This window comes from Myxosarcina sp. GI1 (genome assembly GCF_000756305.1).
GTDB lineage: Bacteria > Cyanobacteriota > Cyanobacteriia > Cyanobacteriales > Xenococcaceae > Myxosarcina.
In genome coordinates this window covers 22,560-37,342 of the sequence record NZ_JRFE01000060.1, presented here as the reverse complement: position 1 = coordinate 37,342, position 14,783 = coordinate 22,560, and the positions used below count along the sequence as shown (strand labels likewise).

Sequence of the window (14,783 nt, the reverse complement as noted above, 5' to 3'; positions counted from 1 at the left end):
CCTTAATAATTAACTTTTGTTCTCAATCTCATAATTTGACAAAGAGTATTTTCTTTGTAACAACCCGAAACATCTGAAACGTTAATTCCTATAAATATACCTAAAGACAGAACAATCGCACCGACTAAAGTAATAAATGGCAAAGATTCTAAAATATTGAAAATTTCTAATCTTAAAAGTCTTCTTTGCTTTTGTTTTTGTTCTAAATCTTTTTCTCTCTGTATATATTCTTTTTGTTTAATGACTAAGATATTAGCTCTAATTTTTAGAGCTTTTTCTTCTTCAGCTAACAAACAAAATAATTCGCTCAAAATTATACTTCTAGCTACAATTCTAAATTGCTTTGAGGTAAGGCTGCATTGCTTGAGCCATTCTTTAGCTTCCCCTGACGAATATCTTCTATATCTAGATTTGAAAAATCATCAAGTATTTCGTTAAAGTCAATTTCTCCTAACGCTTCTCGAAAACCTTCTGCTAATCCTCTATTAAATCCTTCTACGACATCACTACAACCTTGCTGTTGAAGTGGCGGAATTATACGAGCCATTTGTCTGCCCGTTTCTCTTCCTATATCTTGACTAACTTCAGCAATGTTTCCCGAACTCAAAATATTTTCTCTTGTTGTCTCTGCCAATTCGCGCTCGCGCAGACAATTAGCGATCGCTTCTTCATGAGAAGACCCATTTTTAATAGATTCGCAAATAGAACTAAAAGCTTCTATTTTGTCTTTACTAGGATTTTTGTTAAAATTTTCAACTCCCATACCTTTGAGAATTTGTTCTTTGATTTCTCCAGATATTTGAAAGTTATCAGCAATATCGTCAAATTTTTTATTCATCGTTTTTACCAATCAAAATTCTTCTTCATCAAGGCTAATAATCGCTTTTATTTTTTCTTTTGATAAATTAGCAGCTACCACTTTGTCAGTATTATCTGAAAATGATTTATTATCTTCTTCAAAACTGTGTGATTTATTGACTCTATTTTCCAATCTAGTTAACGCTAAATTTTGGTAAGTCTCAAATTGAAACCGCGATTTTTCAATTAAAGCTTGTACTTCTTCGACACTTCCTCCTTCACTAGCTACTGCTAATGCACCGAAAAAATTAGATAGAGCTATTTCTACTCCTTCTCTCTTAATTTTTTCTTCTTTAAGAAACCTTATTACTCTAGCAACTATTTTAGTATCTACGAAAGTCGTGTTGAGAGAAAATCTAACTTGCGTCATTTATTTGCCCTCAAATTTATTTCAACACCATTTTTTCAACAGTACCAGTCACAGTTTTTACTCCATCTAAAAATTTAAAATAACTATAGCAATCCAAAAATAAATTCGCCATTTCATTAGTAGATTTTAGCTCGAAGCGAGCGCAAAAATCTTTTTTTAGCGTTCTACACCAGTCTATTTTTATTCCATAATTCTTGAATAAATGCTTCAACTCATCCTTGAAATAATAAGCTCCTCCTCCTCCAATATATACTTTTTCTGCTAAATTAATCTCCAGTTTTGTTAAGTCTCGCTGGCGTTCATTCCAGTATCTCTCTCTAGCTTTTCTTATTTCTCTAACTAGCCTGTTTAATTCATCTTCACTTTTGGTTTGAGTAAGTTGCGTTAATATTTGACGATCGCACTCTACTCCAGCTTCTAGAATAATTTTTGCCATCTGTAATTCATTCTGAACGGGAAATTTTAATTTTGCTAATAGATCGTGTATTCCCGCTCCTGGTAGCGTTTTAGAAGCTTCTAAATAAAAAAAATTGTCTTTAAAAAAAAGCCAGCTAAAGTCATTATGACCAACTATCAATACTCCTGTATTTTCAACTTTTGAAGTTTTGTATAATCCATAACCTTCAGGTTTAATATTGATTTTTTTGATTTGAAGATTATCAAACAATTTGTTGTTGACCCTAAATCCAGAATTATCAATTATTTCTCTAAGCCATTTAGCCAAGTCTTCTCTATCTTCTATTTCATCTAGAGGCAATAAAATCCCCAATTCTAGCTCGATGTCCATAAGACTACAATCTTCATACCTCTGGCATAGATAGCCAATAAAAGCCAATACTTTGATTACCAAAGTCTCAAACTTCCTCCCATCGACAAAAAGAAGTCCTCTTTGTGCTATCGATTCGCTTATTTGCCAGTAAACCAGTTCGTTGTTTTTAGGATCGATAAAACTGATAAGGCTGTTTATCGTGGTAATATCTTCTCCCATTTCGGTTATTTCTGTCAGCAAATCTTGGTAATAATCTTCTTCTATTTGTTGAATTTTAGAGTTGAGAAAAAAATAGTTTTCATCATCAAACTTGGAACTAGAGTTGATATCTGGATAAGAGGCAATTACTTTGCTACTGCTAGTGCCTCCATCAAAAGCAATTTTAATAGTCCTGTTCATTTTTCAAAAAATGTAAAACTTTAGATCCAGTTTCGTAAGCTATCTCACAATAGGCAGCGATATACTCTTAAAACTCATTTTAAACGCAAACTAATAAAAAGCATTGATAGCTAATTAAAAGCTATATCTTGATGAGCGAACGCTAGACAACACTCAAATTTATACAAACATAGGTTAATAAACCCCGTCCAGTTTGAAAACTGGAGTTTTGGCTCAAAATCAAATAGGCTGATTAAGAGAAGAAAAATAAGATCGATTTGATGTTAAAAGTAGATTACGCTCGTTGGAATCAAAGCAAAGAGTTATTAAGAACAGAGGCATTGGCTGCCAAACATCCTCGAACAAGAGAGAGACTGATGGCATTGTATGAAATTAGTGAAGGGAAAAGTGCTACAAAGGTAGGGGAACAAACCCGAAGAAATCCCCAAACAGTAATGGAATGGGTGCATCGTTATAATCAAGAAGGTCTCAAAGCCGTCGAGTATCAAAGAACGGGAGGAAGAAACCCTTTTTTTCCGAAACGGTGCGAAAAGATTTAGGGAATCAAATCCAGAAAGCTCTTTTAAGGTCAGCATTAGCACCACAAGAAAGAGGGAGGAAATCTCAAGGGTTTCCACGTTGGACGTTAAAAAGATTCGTCCACTGGCTGAAACAGAAGTGGAAGATAAATTGTTGTCGAGAGACAGTCAGAAAAACTCTTAAGCAGATGGGTTTTTCCTGGAAGAAAGCGAAGAAGTTGCTTAATAAAGGCAATACCGCCAAAAGAGCTGAATTTGTCGAACAAATTACTGAATTATTAGAGGATGCACTTCATCAAAAGCGATTAATTATCTATATTGATGAAGCCCATATACATTTAGATACCGATGAAGGTTACGGTTGGTCAATTCGGGGAGAAAGGTTTTGGGTCAGCTCTAGTTCTCCTGGAAGAAAGAAAGTCTCTTTTTATGGTGTTTACCTCTATAATCAGGCGCAAACCAGAATTTTTCCTTATGAGAAAGCAGAGAAAATTAATACCATTGATGTTCTCAAAAAGTTGCGAGTCGAATTTCCCCAGCAACAAATAACTGTGGTTTGGGATGGCGCACCATATCATCGTGCTAAAGTGGTCACCGAGGCAGCATCAGCAATGGACATCCATCTTCTACAATTACCTGGCTATAGCCCAGATTTTATGCCTGTCGAACATCTTTGGCAATGGCTCAGAGAAGACATAACTTATCATGTTTGTTATGACCAACAACAAGAGTTAATTTCTGCTGTTGCTGATTTTCAGCATCTAATTAATACTACTCCACTGTTTTTAAGCGATCGCTTGTGGGTTAAAAAACACCTCGATCCAGAAGAAGAAAAACTACGGTTTTCAAAGTAGATGCGGTTTAATACCTTATTTTTCTCTCTATAGCCTATTAATTATTTTTGTATTATTTAATACTTAAATTTACAACTACTTTGTTAGTTTTTTTGTACTGTTAAAAACATAGCACGAATATATCTCGTTTATGGTCGCTCTATAGCAGGAGTATAAATATCTGCTCTATGTTTGACAGAACATAACGTTAAGAGCTTTTTTAAAAGAATATTTTCTGCATCACACAACACGCAGTCAAAAACCGATCGCATATATTTTTTAAAAGTTAGCATAAAAAAAAAGCAAACAAGTTAATATTATGTATACAACCCTTAAGATTCTCTTTTTATAGATCGTGATTTTGTTTGACAGACCTATTTAAAGTTTTATACTTGCAATGTTAAGTATTAACACAATCAAATCTGGTATTCGTGAAAAGGAACGATACTACACCCAAGACGAATCTTTGGCACGAGCTAAAAATGAAAAAAAACAAAGAGATCGATCCCAAGAGCAAAGCCCCAGTGTTTTGACAAACGCCAAGCTAACTACCGCATATTTCTATGGAAAAGGTGCGACTAAATTAGGTTTGAAAGGTGCAGTCACTCAAGAGGAGTTTAAATCTCTTTTTCATGGTTATAAGCCCCATTCACAGGAACGGATCAGGGCAGAAAGAAATAATCTCAAAACTCAAGAACGTTTGGCTGAAGACATTACTTTGTCTCCTTCCAAAAGTTTTTCGATCGCTTTGCACATAGGAAAAGACGAGCGTTTGTTTGAAGTTCAGGATGAAACTGTAAAAGAAGTAGTAGAAATAATAGAACAGAAATACATTCAAACCAGAGTTCAAATTAATGGCAAACAAGAAATAGTAAATACTGACAATTTAATTGCTGTATTGATTCCCCATCATACTTCTAGAGATGGCGATATGCAGCTTCATACCCATGTCGTTATTTTTAACGGTACAAAACGTGCGGATGGGCAATATAGAGCCTTACGCAATGAGGCGATCGCCAAGCAAAAATGGCTCGGACATCTATACCAGACTTTACTCGCTCAAAAGGTACAAAAATTAGGCTATAAGATTCGGGAAACCAAATATGGATTTGAACTAGAGGGAATTACTCGCCCACAAATTGATGCCTTCAGCAAACGATCGCGAGAAATGGTCGAAAAACTTGAAGAACAAGGAAAAGAAATTAACCACAAAAATAGAGACGCTGTCGCATTAACTACTCGTAAACCTAAAAACATCACTCGAACTCTAGAAGAATATCGTCAACAGTGGCGCAGTGAAGCAGTTGCTTATGGCATTACACCTCCAGTTCCTCAAGATAAACCAGTAGAACCAAAACAAAAACAGACCGCACTGGATGCTCTTAATAGCGCGATCGCTCATCTATCCGAACTATCGGTATCTTTTCAAAGAGACAAAATTTACGAATATTTATATCAATCTGGTTTGCAGTCATTTTCTTTTTCAGAATTAGAAACAGAAATTAAAAACCATCCCGAACTAATTTCTCTTAACAATAACGCTACTGAATTTACGACAGTAAAAGCCTTGAAGCGAGAGATAGATACGGTAAAACAATGGCTAGAAGGACAGAATAAAGCTATCCCCTTAATAGAAAAACCTCAGCTAGAAGCTACCAAACTCAATCAAGGACAGAGACTAGCGATTAGCAGAACTCTTACCTCAACCGACCGGCATCAAATTATTCACGGGCTTTCTGGTGTGGGGAAAACTACAGCACTAGGAATTTTAAGAAACCAATTGAGGGAAACTAAAGTAATAGTTAAAGGTTTTGCTCCCACTATTGAAGCTGCCGAAATTTTAGCCAAAGAGTTAGACATTCAGACTAATACTGTAGCGCATCTAGCTCAAGCTACCCCAGAGAACAAGTCCAATCAGCTTTGGATTGTTGACGAAGCGGGGTTAATGAGTGCCAACCAAGCTCAAACTATTGTTAAAAAAGCAGAATTAGTAGGAGCAAGACTACTATTAGTTGGAGATAAAGGACAAAACTCCAGCATCGAAGCTGGTAGTCCTCTGCGTTCTCTTATGAAGCATGGAGCAACTACTCACAAGCTCGATGAAATTGTCCGTCAGCGAAATTCAATTCAGAAACAGGCGGTAGAATTAATAGCTCGTGGAAACGGTTCTCAAGCTCTACAAATGCTTGAAAATAAGGGTTATGTCATTGAAATTGAAGATAGAGAAGAACGTAGCACGACAATCGCTAAAGAATATTTACAGCTATCAGAACAAGAGCGAAAAAAAACTTTGATTGTTACAGGAACAAACAAAGAGCGTCTTGCCATTACTCAAGAGATTAGAAAGGGACTAGAAGCTGAAGGTAAGCTAGGAAAATCAATTACGACAGTGCAACTAATTTCCCGTAATCTGAGTAAAGAACAGCAGTTGAAAATTAATAATTACCGAGAAGGAGACTACATTCAGCTTTTTAGAGCTTACAGTAGTACTAATCTCCAAAAAAATCAGCTTTATAAAGTAGAAAAAATACAAGGCAAGGAGTTAGTCGTTAGCTCTAGTAGGGGTAGGCTATATCGCTTTAACCCTGCAAAGTATAAAGACAAGCAAGTATTTAGCTCTAGAGAAATGAAGGTGGCTGTTGGAGATAAATTGCGGTGGACAGCGGGAAGCGACAAGAAAAAAGGACAAATTAATGGCAAACAAGTTACCGTTGCGGCGATTGACGAACTTTCATTGACAGTAAAAGATAATCTAGGTCAAATTCAAAAAATATCTTTACTGCAACCTCTACCTTTAGACCACAATCTAGTTTCTACTTCCTATCGCGCTCAGGGCAAATCCCAAAAGCGAGTTATCGTTTCTGCTACCAGCGATCCTACCTCCAGTTTAGAACCTTTTTATGTAAAGATATCCCGTCAGACTACCGCTCTCAAGGTCTACACTGAAAATTTGGAAAATCTACGTGGTTGGGTACAAAAATCTAATACCCAACAAAATCCCATCGAACTAAACCCCGTCCAGTTTGAAAACTGGAGTTTTGGCTCAAAATCAAATAGGCTGATTAAGAGAAGAAAAATAAGATCGATTTGATGTTAAAAGTAGATTACGCTCGTTGGAATCAAAGCAAAGAGTTATTAAGAACAGAGGCATTGGCTGCCAAACATCCTCGAACAAGAGAGAGACTGATGGCATTGTATGAAATTAGTGAAGGGAAAAGTGCTACAAAGGTAGGGGAACAAACCCGAAGAAATCCCCAAACAGTAATGGAATGGGTGCATCGTTATAATCAAGAAGGTCTCAAAGCCGTCGAGTATCAAAGAACGGGAGGAAGAAACCCTTTTTTTCCGAAACGGTGCGAAAAGATTTAGGGAATCAAATCCAGAAAGCTCTTTTAAGGTCAGCATTAGCACCACAAGAAAGAGGGAGGAAATCTCAAGGGTTTCCACGTTGGACGTTAAAAAGATTCGTCCACTGGCTGAAACAGAAGTGGAAGATAAATTGTTGTCGAGAGACAGTCAGAAAAACTCTTAAGCAGATGGGTTTTTCCTGGAAGAAAGCGAAGAAGTTGCTTAATAAAGGCAATACCGCCAAAAGAGCTGAATTTGTCGAACAAATTACTGAATTATTAGAGGATGCACTTCATCAAAAGCGATTAATTATCTATATTGATGAAGCCCATATACATTTAGATACCGATGAAGGTTACGGTTGGTCAATTCGGGGAGAAAGGTTTTGGGTCAGCTCTAGTTCTCCTGGAAGAAAGAAAGTCTCTTTTTATGGTGTTTACCTCTATAATCAGGCGCAAACCAGAATTTTTCCTTATGAGAAAGCAGAGAAAATTAATACCATTGATGTTCTCAAAAAGTTGCGAGTCGAATTTCCCCAGCAACAAATAACTGTGGTTTGGGATGGCGCACCATATCATCGTGCTAAAGTGGTCACCGAGGCAGCATCAGCAATGGACATCCATCTTCTACAATTACCTGGCTATAGCCCAGATTTTATGCCTGTCGAACATCTTTGGCAATGGCTCAGAGAAGACATAACTTATCATGTTTGTTATGACCAACAACAAGAGTTAATTTCTGCTGTTGCTGATTTTCAGCATCTAATTAATACTACTCCACTGTTTTTAAGCGATCGCTTGTGGGTTAAAAAACACCTCGATCCAGAAGAAGAAAAACTACGGTTTTCAAAGTAGATGCGGTTTAATAGAGAAGCATTATGGAAAACGAACTAATTCTAAAAGAAATACTTACTCTGTTGAAGGAACAACAGCAACAACTAGTCCAAATCCAAAAGCAAAACCAGGAATTGATTCAGAACGCCCTGAACGACTTTATCCAAAAGCTAACCAAGCTCTTGCAGGAGAAAAACAGCAGCGATTTAGACGAGCTTATGAAAGAACTGATAGCCAAAATGGAATCGCTACAGAACGCGATCGAGAACTTTCAGATGCCCTCTTCTCAAGAGGAGGAGTAGTTTTACATGGTTTAGAAGAACTAGCCGATACAATTGCCAAAACTCAGGCAGAAGATCGCTTGGTTGAAGCTTTAGAAAAAACTCAAGATTTCATTCAACAATTCGACCGTAATCTTCAACTGCAAAAGCTAGAAGTTTTAGAACACGCGCTTGAAAGGAAGCACACCGTTAAATTAGAGGGTTTAGAGCAATTAGCCAATACAATTCTCAATTATCAAGCAACAGAAGCAATTGCCGAAACCATGACTTTGTTCGATAAAGCTACAGATAGGTTGCAGGAGCAGGTGCAGCAAAAACTTACACGCATAGCCGATTCTTTTTCACAAAACAAAAATGCAAGCCAGTCTCGTAATGCTCGCCTGAGCCAGCTTGCTTCTTCTGTTTTAAGTAGTAGTAGCAATCGCCCCTTCTGGCAGCCAGATTATAAAGATGAAAAACCCAAACATATCGAGCAACATCATTGGGAAGAATTCAAACAAAGTGCAATTCATCCCGATTTAGCCTCACTTAACGCTGTCAGTTTAAAAGACTATACCCCTCATGAATATCTGCTATACGATCTTCCAAACTCCGATAGACTTAATTCTGGCAGAATAAGAAGCGGATTACTCAATCGCTATAGCCATTTAGAAGATGGCGGTTGGTGGGGTAATGCGGGAACTGATGCTCTTAGCTTACAAAATCTTCAAGATGGAGAAAAACCCACCGAAAGTCTTTGGGGTTGCTTTAAGCCCGATAATCCTCGCGTAGACGAAACTAAAAGTGCTGAGAAGGGTAAGACAAAGCATATCAAATATGAGACTCCACCAAAGACAGAACGAGTACTTTTCTTACCTGAAATAAGCGAAGAACTTGCCGAAAAAATTTATCAAAAACATAATATAAATCCTACAGTGGCAGAACGAGAAAGTGGCTTTTGGTACGTAATCAAGCAATATCCCGAAATTCCCATTACGATCGCAGAAGGCTTTAAAAAAACCTTAGCATCACTATCTCAAGGTGAAGTAACTATTGGTTTGTCTGGAGTCAACCATATTTACAAGTCTTATCAAGATGGAAAAAAGCTGCCTCAAAGAGAACTAAATCCCCAACTATCTGTTTTTACTCATTCAAATCGTGAGTTTCGTTTTGCCTACGATCGAGATACCAAAACAAAAACCATTATTAATGTACGACGGGATATGGTACGCGGTATCGAACTATTAGAAGCCAAAGGTTGTAAGGTTAAAGTTTTGAAGTGGAATGCTGATGAGGGAAAAGGACTTGACGATCTGATCGCTAAGGCAGGACCACTAGCTTATACTGAAGCTCATAAAAATGCCATCTCTTCAGATTTAGATAAAAAAATTCACTACCGCACTGAGTACAACAAGCTAGCCGAAAAGGTCAGACAATCTTTTGGCAACATAGGTAGTAAAAGATTAGATTTAGAAGTTTATATTCATGGGGTACTAAAAGGAGAAAAAGCCGATGGCGCAAGGATTTTGAGTGAATCCGACCGAGTTCGCTTTCTCAGAAAAAATCAGTATCAATTAACTGATTCATATATTGCAGCAATAGTCAAAGTCGCAGGAACTTACAAAAATCTTTCAGAACAGAATACCTCCGATTTAGATGCTTTAGCTCAAAAAATGGTCGAGCGACACACTATAAAACATTTAGAAGAACAAAGAGAGCAAGAGCAAGAGCAAATCCATCGACAGAACTTTGAATTCAAGAGAAAAAGATAATCTTTTGAGAGAGCTTTTGTAGGTAGCGATTTTCTATCTCCAATAATCTGATAAATTGAAAATATCGCTCGTGTTTGCCTTATCGTCGTCTTGCCTATCAAAAGCAAAATTATTGTCTTGTCGATTCCAATCGCACAGTTTGCACTTCGGACACCAAAAATTGATGGACGAATCAGGATGAATTGCTTGCATCAGAGTACCACAAGCCCTACAGAAAGGAATTATTTTCTCATTCATTATCTAGTTTTAGAGAGAGTTTTTTCTTTAGTTTGAGTTTGAGCTTGAGTTTGCTGCTGTTTTTCAAGATGATTTTGCGCGATCGCACTGTTAACTATTTTATCTAGGTTAGTATCAGCAACCACAGAATTAGTATTTTGAGATAGAGCTTTATAGCCATCGTCTTCACGACGAATAATTTTTTTAACCTGTTCTGCTTTAACCCCATCTAAGATTGCATTTCGCGCTACCCTCTTCGTCTTGCCCAAACCTTTTTCTCCAACATCTTGAGAATATTTTTGATAGAGAGATTCAGTACTCGATTCTACTTCTACTTTGGTCGATTTGGATGTTAAACCAATCGTGTCTCTAACAACCTGCCCATTTTCTATTTTGAGCAAGATTCTGTTACCAGATTTAATCGTTACTACACCATCAAAGTTTTGGGGATCTTTAAGAGCGGATTTTAATAACTTTGCTTGTTCGTCAGTCAACTGTTGTTTGCTAATGTCGCCATTTTTGTAGGAAAGAGACTCTTTACCGTCGAAAGTCAGAGAAACGGTATCCAAACCTACTCCTCTTTGTTCTAGCTTATTAAGAACCTCATCAAAAACTAATTCTTGAGCTTCTGCCGACCCAGGTTTTCCTTCGATCGAAGAGTCTTTTGTGTTTTCTAAATCATTTGAGAGTTCTAGTTTTTCTTCTTGCAAATCTGCATTTTTTAAAGACTCGATCCAGATATCTTTAGAACTTTTATTTCCTTCGGGAACTATTCCTCTTTCATTAGCCAATTCCTTCAATTGATTGAGATTTAACTCATCGTAATTATTGTTTGGCTTTTTATTATCGTGAGAGTTAGTATGTTCTCTTGCTTGTCCGTTTTGTCCATTTTGTTCGCTCATCAATTTCTCCAATTTTATTATTTAAAGAGTTTTTTTACGAGTTTTTTGCAACTCGACTGTTTCGGTGGCTCTTTTTTCCATCTTGTTATCAATTTGGGCTTTTTTAGCTATTGAGGCGACGTAGCTAGACACATCACCTCCTATTCTTTCAATTCGCTTGGCAACGGGACTTTTGAAAATTTCTTGTTTGACAGCTTCAAGATTTACACCTCGATTGAGAGCAGAACGAGCGTTACTAAGATCGTCTTTTGCCGTTTTTACCTCAATTTTGACTTTGGACTTTTTTAAGGAAGCCAGATACAATCCACCACTCAAAGAGTTATTCAACACCTGGGCAGTAGCATTTAAGATTTTTTCTTGGTCTTGTTCTTGACTCATTATCTCAACTTTAACTATCCAGCGATGGTACTTAGAATTTTAAATTCTTCAGCCGAAGGTAGCATTGCTTCTGCTATTATTTCGCGATCGATTAGAGCAGTATCGACATCTCCAGTCATGGCGACAATCCTTTCTTCTCTGTAAGGTTTAATATCTCGAAACCAAAGTTTATGACTTTTTTTCCATAAAATATCGTTTTTCTTATGTTTTTTAAATTTTATTTGATAGGGTTTGTGGTCAAAACCTGGAGAATAAGCAATAACCGCTTTTCCTGCAACTTGCTCGTTAATTTCATTGCCAGTTATTAAAGGAATTTGCTGTATGTGTTCGTTAAGGTTTCTTGAAGCGTTTCTACCTCCATAGGTTCGAGATGTGGTTGTATATTTGACTTCTTTTTTTCCTAGCGATCTAGATAGTTTTTCCGCCGTTTCGGGATGACCCGTGTTGAAATAAATTTTGATTCCGCAACTACTCAAAATCGATTCGGCATAAGGTCTAGTATATCTAAAGTTTACCTGAGCTTCCGATTGATAGGATAAAAATGCTGCCAATCCATACTCTCGCATTTTGGTAATGTAGTCTTTAATATCTGGTAGAGAGAGCGAGTCAAATTCATCTAAAAATAACCCAAGAGTATTTTTACGTTTGACACTAGCATTAAGATTTCTCGTCACCAACATGTGAATCGCAGCAGCTACTAGGGGTGCAGTTGCCGACTTAGCATTTTCGTCTAGTTGAAAAAATACAATTTGCTTACCAGTTAAATCCAGAGGAATAGTATGATTGAGCAAACAAGGTACGATACTAGGATCGACCATGTTTTGGAAGTGGGTCATTGCCGTTCCCACAATTCCATCGACAGTTTCATTAGCTTCTGCCATCGATCTCATTGCGGTAGCAGCTTCTTTGATCCAAATACTAAAGCCAGATTTTTCATCAAAACCACCATACTTATAGGCAGCACTAAGACGCTTGGCTAAGTTTGGCAGAGAAAGAAATTTCCATGCTGCTATTAAATCGCTGAAAGGAGAGGCTTTTGCCATCATGAAAGCCAGTTTTAAAGCGGCTGCTCCTTGAGAAGAAAAGAAACCGTCTTTACGTTCTCCAGGCTCTCCGAAGTTAGCATCTATCACCTTGGCTATTTCTTGAGCAGTTTTGGCATCATTTTTATCTTTCATGAATTTGAGAAAATTCAGCCCATCGGAATATTCATATCCTGGCGCGTATACATACATCTGATATCCTTTCGAGAGCGCATAAGCAGCATGTTTGCGAATGAGTTCTCCCTTTACGTCGAATACCAAATTGGTCCACTCTTGATCGATGGCGTTTTTTATAGCTGGATCGATTACCGAGCGGGTTTTTCCACAACCAGATTTACCAACTATAGCAATACCTGGCTGGATATCTGATAGCACAATATTTTCAAGCTTCAATGCGGCTTCTTTGGGTATTCCTCTCGCGATCTGTCTCAAACCACGCTTGGTTCCCTCTCTAATTTCTCTTGAATTGGCAAATCTCGCCTTTGCTAACACCGATTCGCGCTTAATACCTAGTTTGAGAATTAGTAACAAAACGATCGTAGCTAAATATCCTATCCCTATAGGATTGGCAAATGGCTGTAATAGCGGTTCAAAATAGTTTTGTCGCTCGATAACTGTAGTAGTGTTGTTAGTATCGCTCACTGTTTACCTACTCCCAAATTGCTGCTATCGTTTTCTTCTGCGCGATCGCGCCCGTATTCTACCAAATCTGAAGGTGAAGAACGAGAAAAAACAAGCATGACTCCCCCCTCTCGTACTTTCCATGGCGTGGCAAAAGATAAAAAATGCGGAGTACAATGTTCTCCCAAAAATGGTGGATATACGCAAATTTGGAAGTCTAGCCAGATACGCGCTGTAGCAGGTTCTCCGTCGCCTCCTTCGTCTATATCTTCTAAAGACAGCTTTACGTGAGAGTCAGTCGTCCAAACGGGAACTCCAGTACGTTCTTTGCCTCCGTTGACCCAACGTAAAAACCCCTTACCACCAGGAACTTCTTGCGAAGATCCTTGAACCCAAGCTTTTCCCCGAACCGAGCCAAAACCATTTAAAGTCCCTGCCAAACCCGACAGAACTTCAACAATTTCAAAGTGCTTACAACTTTTTTCTAAACAGGGTTCGGGAAGAAAAATTTGATTTTTAGTTCCGCCACTTAAAACATAGGTAATAGGAGTTTCTACTTCTCCTGCAAAGGAAATGTCTAATCTGCCAAATACGTCACCCGTAAGCAGAATCATCGCGGTATCTACCGCCAGCATCGTTCCTGGGGTTTGAGAAAGATTGCCTAACTCTGAAAGATAGCGATTGGCAACTTTGGGAACGCGATCTAAGGCTGTATCTGCCAGTCCATCAAGATCTCTAACTAATAATTTCTCAATAGGTAATGCACTAAGAGGTACGTCACCTAATTCGGGAATAACGGCAAACAGTTCGTTTGTCGATAACTCCAGATTTTTAGCGATCGCCACTTGTCGCGCTTTTTCAATAATAAGATTCCAGTCTCCTGCGATTTTTCCACCTGTCATGGGAAAGAGCTTGTCAATTGGTACTTTTTTTAGTTCTGGATATCGTTTTAGAACTTCAGCCAATGCCGCCCTTTCCGACGCATCTACAAGCTTTCCCCAATCACCTTCTGTTAAAGATTCTAAAGAAATATTTTCAAACATCGCTTCGTTTGCCAATTTTTCAATCGCCTCTTTTTCAATAGTCGAAAGTACTCTTACTGAGTAGGAATCCCCATTACTTTTGGCTAGTGTCTCGGACATGATGGGAAAATCTCGAACTGCCATATTTTGATATTTGGGAAACATTTCTAAGAACTCATTTAAGCTCATACTGTTAAACAGACCTATATTGCCAACAGGAGCAGTTTCGATGTCTGCGCCACCATTTGCAGCAATTTCTCTTAAGGTCAGTTTTTCAATTTCTATTACTCCCTTCAATTCTGGGTCATTTTCAATATCTCCTACTTTTACTATCTCGTCTGGTGTCGAACCTCTCTGCCAAGCTCTTTCTATGTTGTAGTTTGGATGTTCGTACTCGGTTTGAATAGAACCGCTATCATTGCTCCCCGACATTTGAGAGAGACTAGGTGACAAAATAGGTTCTCGATCGTAGTAAATTCCTGGTACTGTTCCGTAACTAGGAGGAATTGTCGTACCAGTTTCATTTTTTGATTTATCTTCATTTACCTGAGCTAGTACTATCGAATTCTGACTTAAGCTCAGTAACAAAGTAACAATTGAGACTGCTGCAATTGACGACTTCATCTTCTTAGAAAATTATT

General features: G+C 37.8%; 16 protein-coding genes. 7 read left to right on the top strand and 9 right to left on the bottom strand.

The features are described from left to right. Positions 1–2: 2 nt before the first annotated feature. From KV40_RS30120 to KV40_RS30105, 4 genes are read right to left on the bottom strand one after another with little or no spacing between them, the layout of a single operon-like run. A complete protein-coding gene (locus KV40_RS30120) occupies positions 3–311 on the bottom strand; it encodes a hypothetical protein (protein WP_036489131.1) in 309 nt (102 codons plus the stop codon). Between the two features lie 14 nt (positions 312–325). After that, positions 326–838 carry a hypothetical protein gene (locus KV40_RS30115; RefSeq protein WP_036489128.1) on the bottom strand — a complete coding sequence of 171 codons (513 nt, stop codon included), beginning with the start codon at positions 836–838 and terminating at the stop codon, positions 326–328. 12 nt (positions 839–850) lie between these two features. After that, entirely contained in the window at positions 851–1,228 is a 378-nt protein-coding gene (locus KV40_RS30110; protein WP_036489125.1) for a hypothetical protein, read from the bottom strand. A gap of 16 nt (positions 1,229–1,244) precedes the next feature. After that, positions 1,245–2,396: a ParM/StbA family protein gene (locus KV40_RS30105; protein ID WP_052056106.1), complete on the bottom strand. Its 1,152-nt coding sequence runs from the start codon at positions 2,394–2,396 to the stop codon at positions 1,245–1,247. Between the two features lie 260 nt (positions 2,397–2,656). On the opposite strand from KV40_RS30105, the gene KV40_RS30100 reads away from it, so the two are divergent. The 7 genes from KV40_RS30100 (at position 2,657) to KV40_RS30070 (ending at position 9,960) form a co-directional block, all read left to right on the top strand. Beyond that, complete coding sequence (locus tag KV40_RS30100; protein WP_036476788.1) at positions 2,657–2,935, top strand: helix-turn-helix domain-containing protein; 279 nt, start codon at positions 2,657–2,659, stop codon at positions 2,933–2,935. Beyond that, positions 2,920–3,768, top strand: coding sequence for an IS630 family transposase (locus KV40_RS30095; protein ID WP_072013741.1), 849 nt, complete (start codon positions 2,920–2,922; stop codon positions 3,766–3,768). The genes KV40_RS30100 and KV40_RS30095 overlap by 16 nt, the downstream gene beginning before the upstream one ends. A gap of 376 nt (positions 3,769–4,144) precedes the next feature. Beyond that, entirely contained in the window at positions 4,145–6,838 is a 2,694-nt protein-coding gene (gene mobF / locus KV40_RS30090; RefSeq protein WP_052056104.1) for a MobF family relaxase, read from the top strand. Further along, positions 6,838–7,116: a helix-turn-helix domain-containing protein gene (locus tag KV40_RS30085; protein ID WP_036476788.1), complete on the top strand. Its 279-nt coding sequence runs from the start codon at positions 6,838–6,840 to the stop codon at positions 7,114–7,116. The genes mobF and KV40_RS30085 overlap by 1 nt, the downstream gene beginning before the upstream one ends. Continuing rightward, the gene (locus KV40_RS30080; RefSeq protein WP_072013741.1) at positions 7,101–7,949 is read left to right on the top strand and encodes an IS630 family transposase; all 849 of its coding nucleotides are present in this window, start codon (positions 7,101–7,103) and stop codon (positions 7,947–7,949) included. Before KV40_RS30085 ends, KV40_RS30080 begins: the two co-directional genes overlap by 16 nt. Positions 7,950–7,972: 23 nt before the next feature. After that, the gene (locus tag KV40_RS30075) at positions 7,973–8,230 is read left to right on the top strand and encodes a hypothetical protein (RefSeq protein WP_036489123.1); all 258 of its coding nucleotides are present in this window, start codon (positions 7,973–7,975) and stop codon (positions 8,228–8,230) included. 59 nt (positions 8,231–8,289) lie between these two features. After that, the gene (locus tag KV40_RS30070) at positions 8,290–9,960 is read left to right on the top strand and encodes a DUF3854 domain-containing protein (RefSeq protein WP_036489121.1); all 1,671 of its coding nucleotides are present in this window, start codon (positions 8,290–8,292) and stop codon (positions 9,958–9,960) included. Positions 9,961–9,993: 33 nt separating this feature from the next. On the opposite strand, the gene KV40_RS30065 is transcribed toward KV40_RS30070, so the two are convergent. Genes KV40_RS30065 through KV40_RS30045 form a run of 5 tightly spaced genes read right to left on the bottom strand, consistent with a single transcriptional unit; the run spans position 9,994 to position 14,766 of the window. Continuing rightward, on the bottom strand, positions 9,994–10,197 hold the full coding sequence (locus KV40_RS30065; protein ID WP_036489119.1) for a hypothetical protein: 204 nt from the start codon (positions 10,195–10,197) through the stop codon (positions 9,994–9,996). Continuing rightward, positions 10,197–11,078, bottom strand: coding sequence for a hypothetical protein (locus tag KV40_RS30060; protein WP_036489118.1), 882 nt, complete (start codon positions 11,076–11,078; stop codon positions 10,197–10,199). The genes KV40_RS30065 and KV40_RS30060 overlap by 1 nt, the downstream gene beginning before the upstream one ends. A gap of 21 nt (positions 11,079–11,099) precedes the next feature. Next, positions 11,100–11,456, bottom strand: coding sequence for a hypothetical protein (locus KV40_RS30055; RefSeq protein WP_036489116.1), 357 nt, complete (start codon positions 11,454–11,456; stop codon positions 11,100–11,102). 14 nt (positions 11,457–11,470) lie between these two features. Then, on the bottom strand, positions 11,471–13,141 hold the full coding sequence (locus KV40_RS30050; RefSeq protein ID WP_052056102.1) for a type IV secretory system conjugative DNA transfer family protein: 1,671 nt from the start codon (positions 13,139–13,141) through the stop codon (positions 11,471–11,473). After that, positions 13,138–14,766 carry a hypothetical protein gene (locus tag KV40_RS30045; protein ID WP_036489114.1) on the bottom strand — a complete coding sequence of 543 codons (1,629 nt, stop codon included), beginning with the start codon at positions 14,764–14,766 and terminating at the stop codon, positions 13,138–13,140. The genes KV40_RS30050 and KV40_RS30045 overlap by 4 nt, the downstream gene beginning before the upstream one ends. Positions 14,767–14,783: the final 17 nt, after the last annotated feature.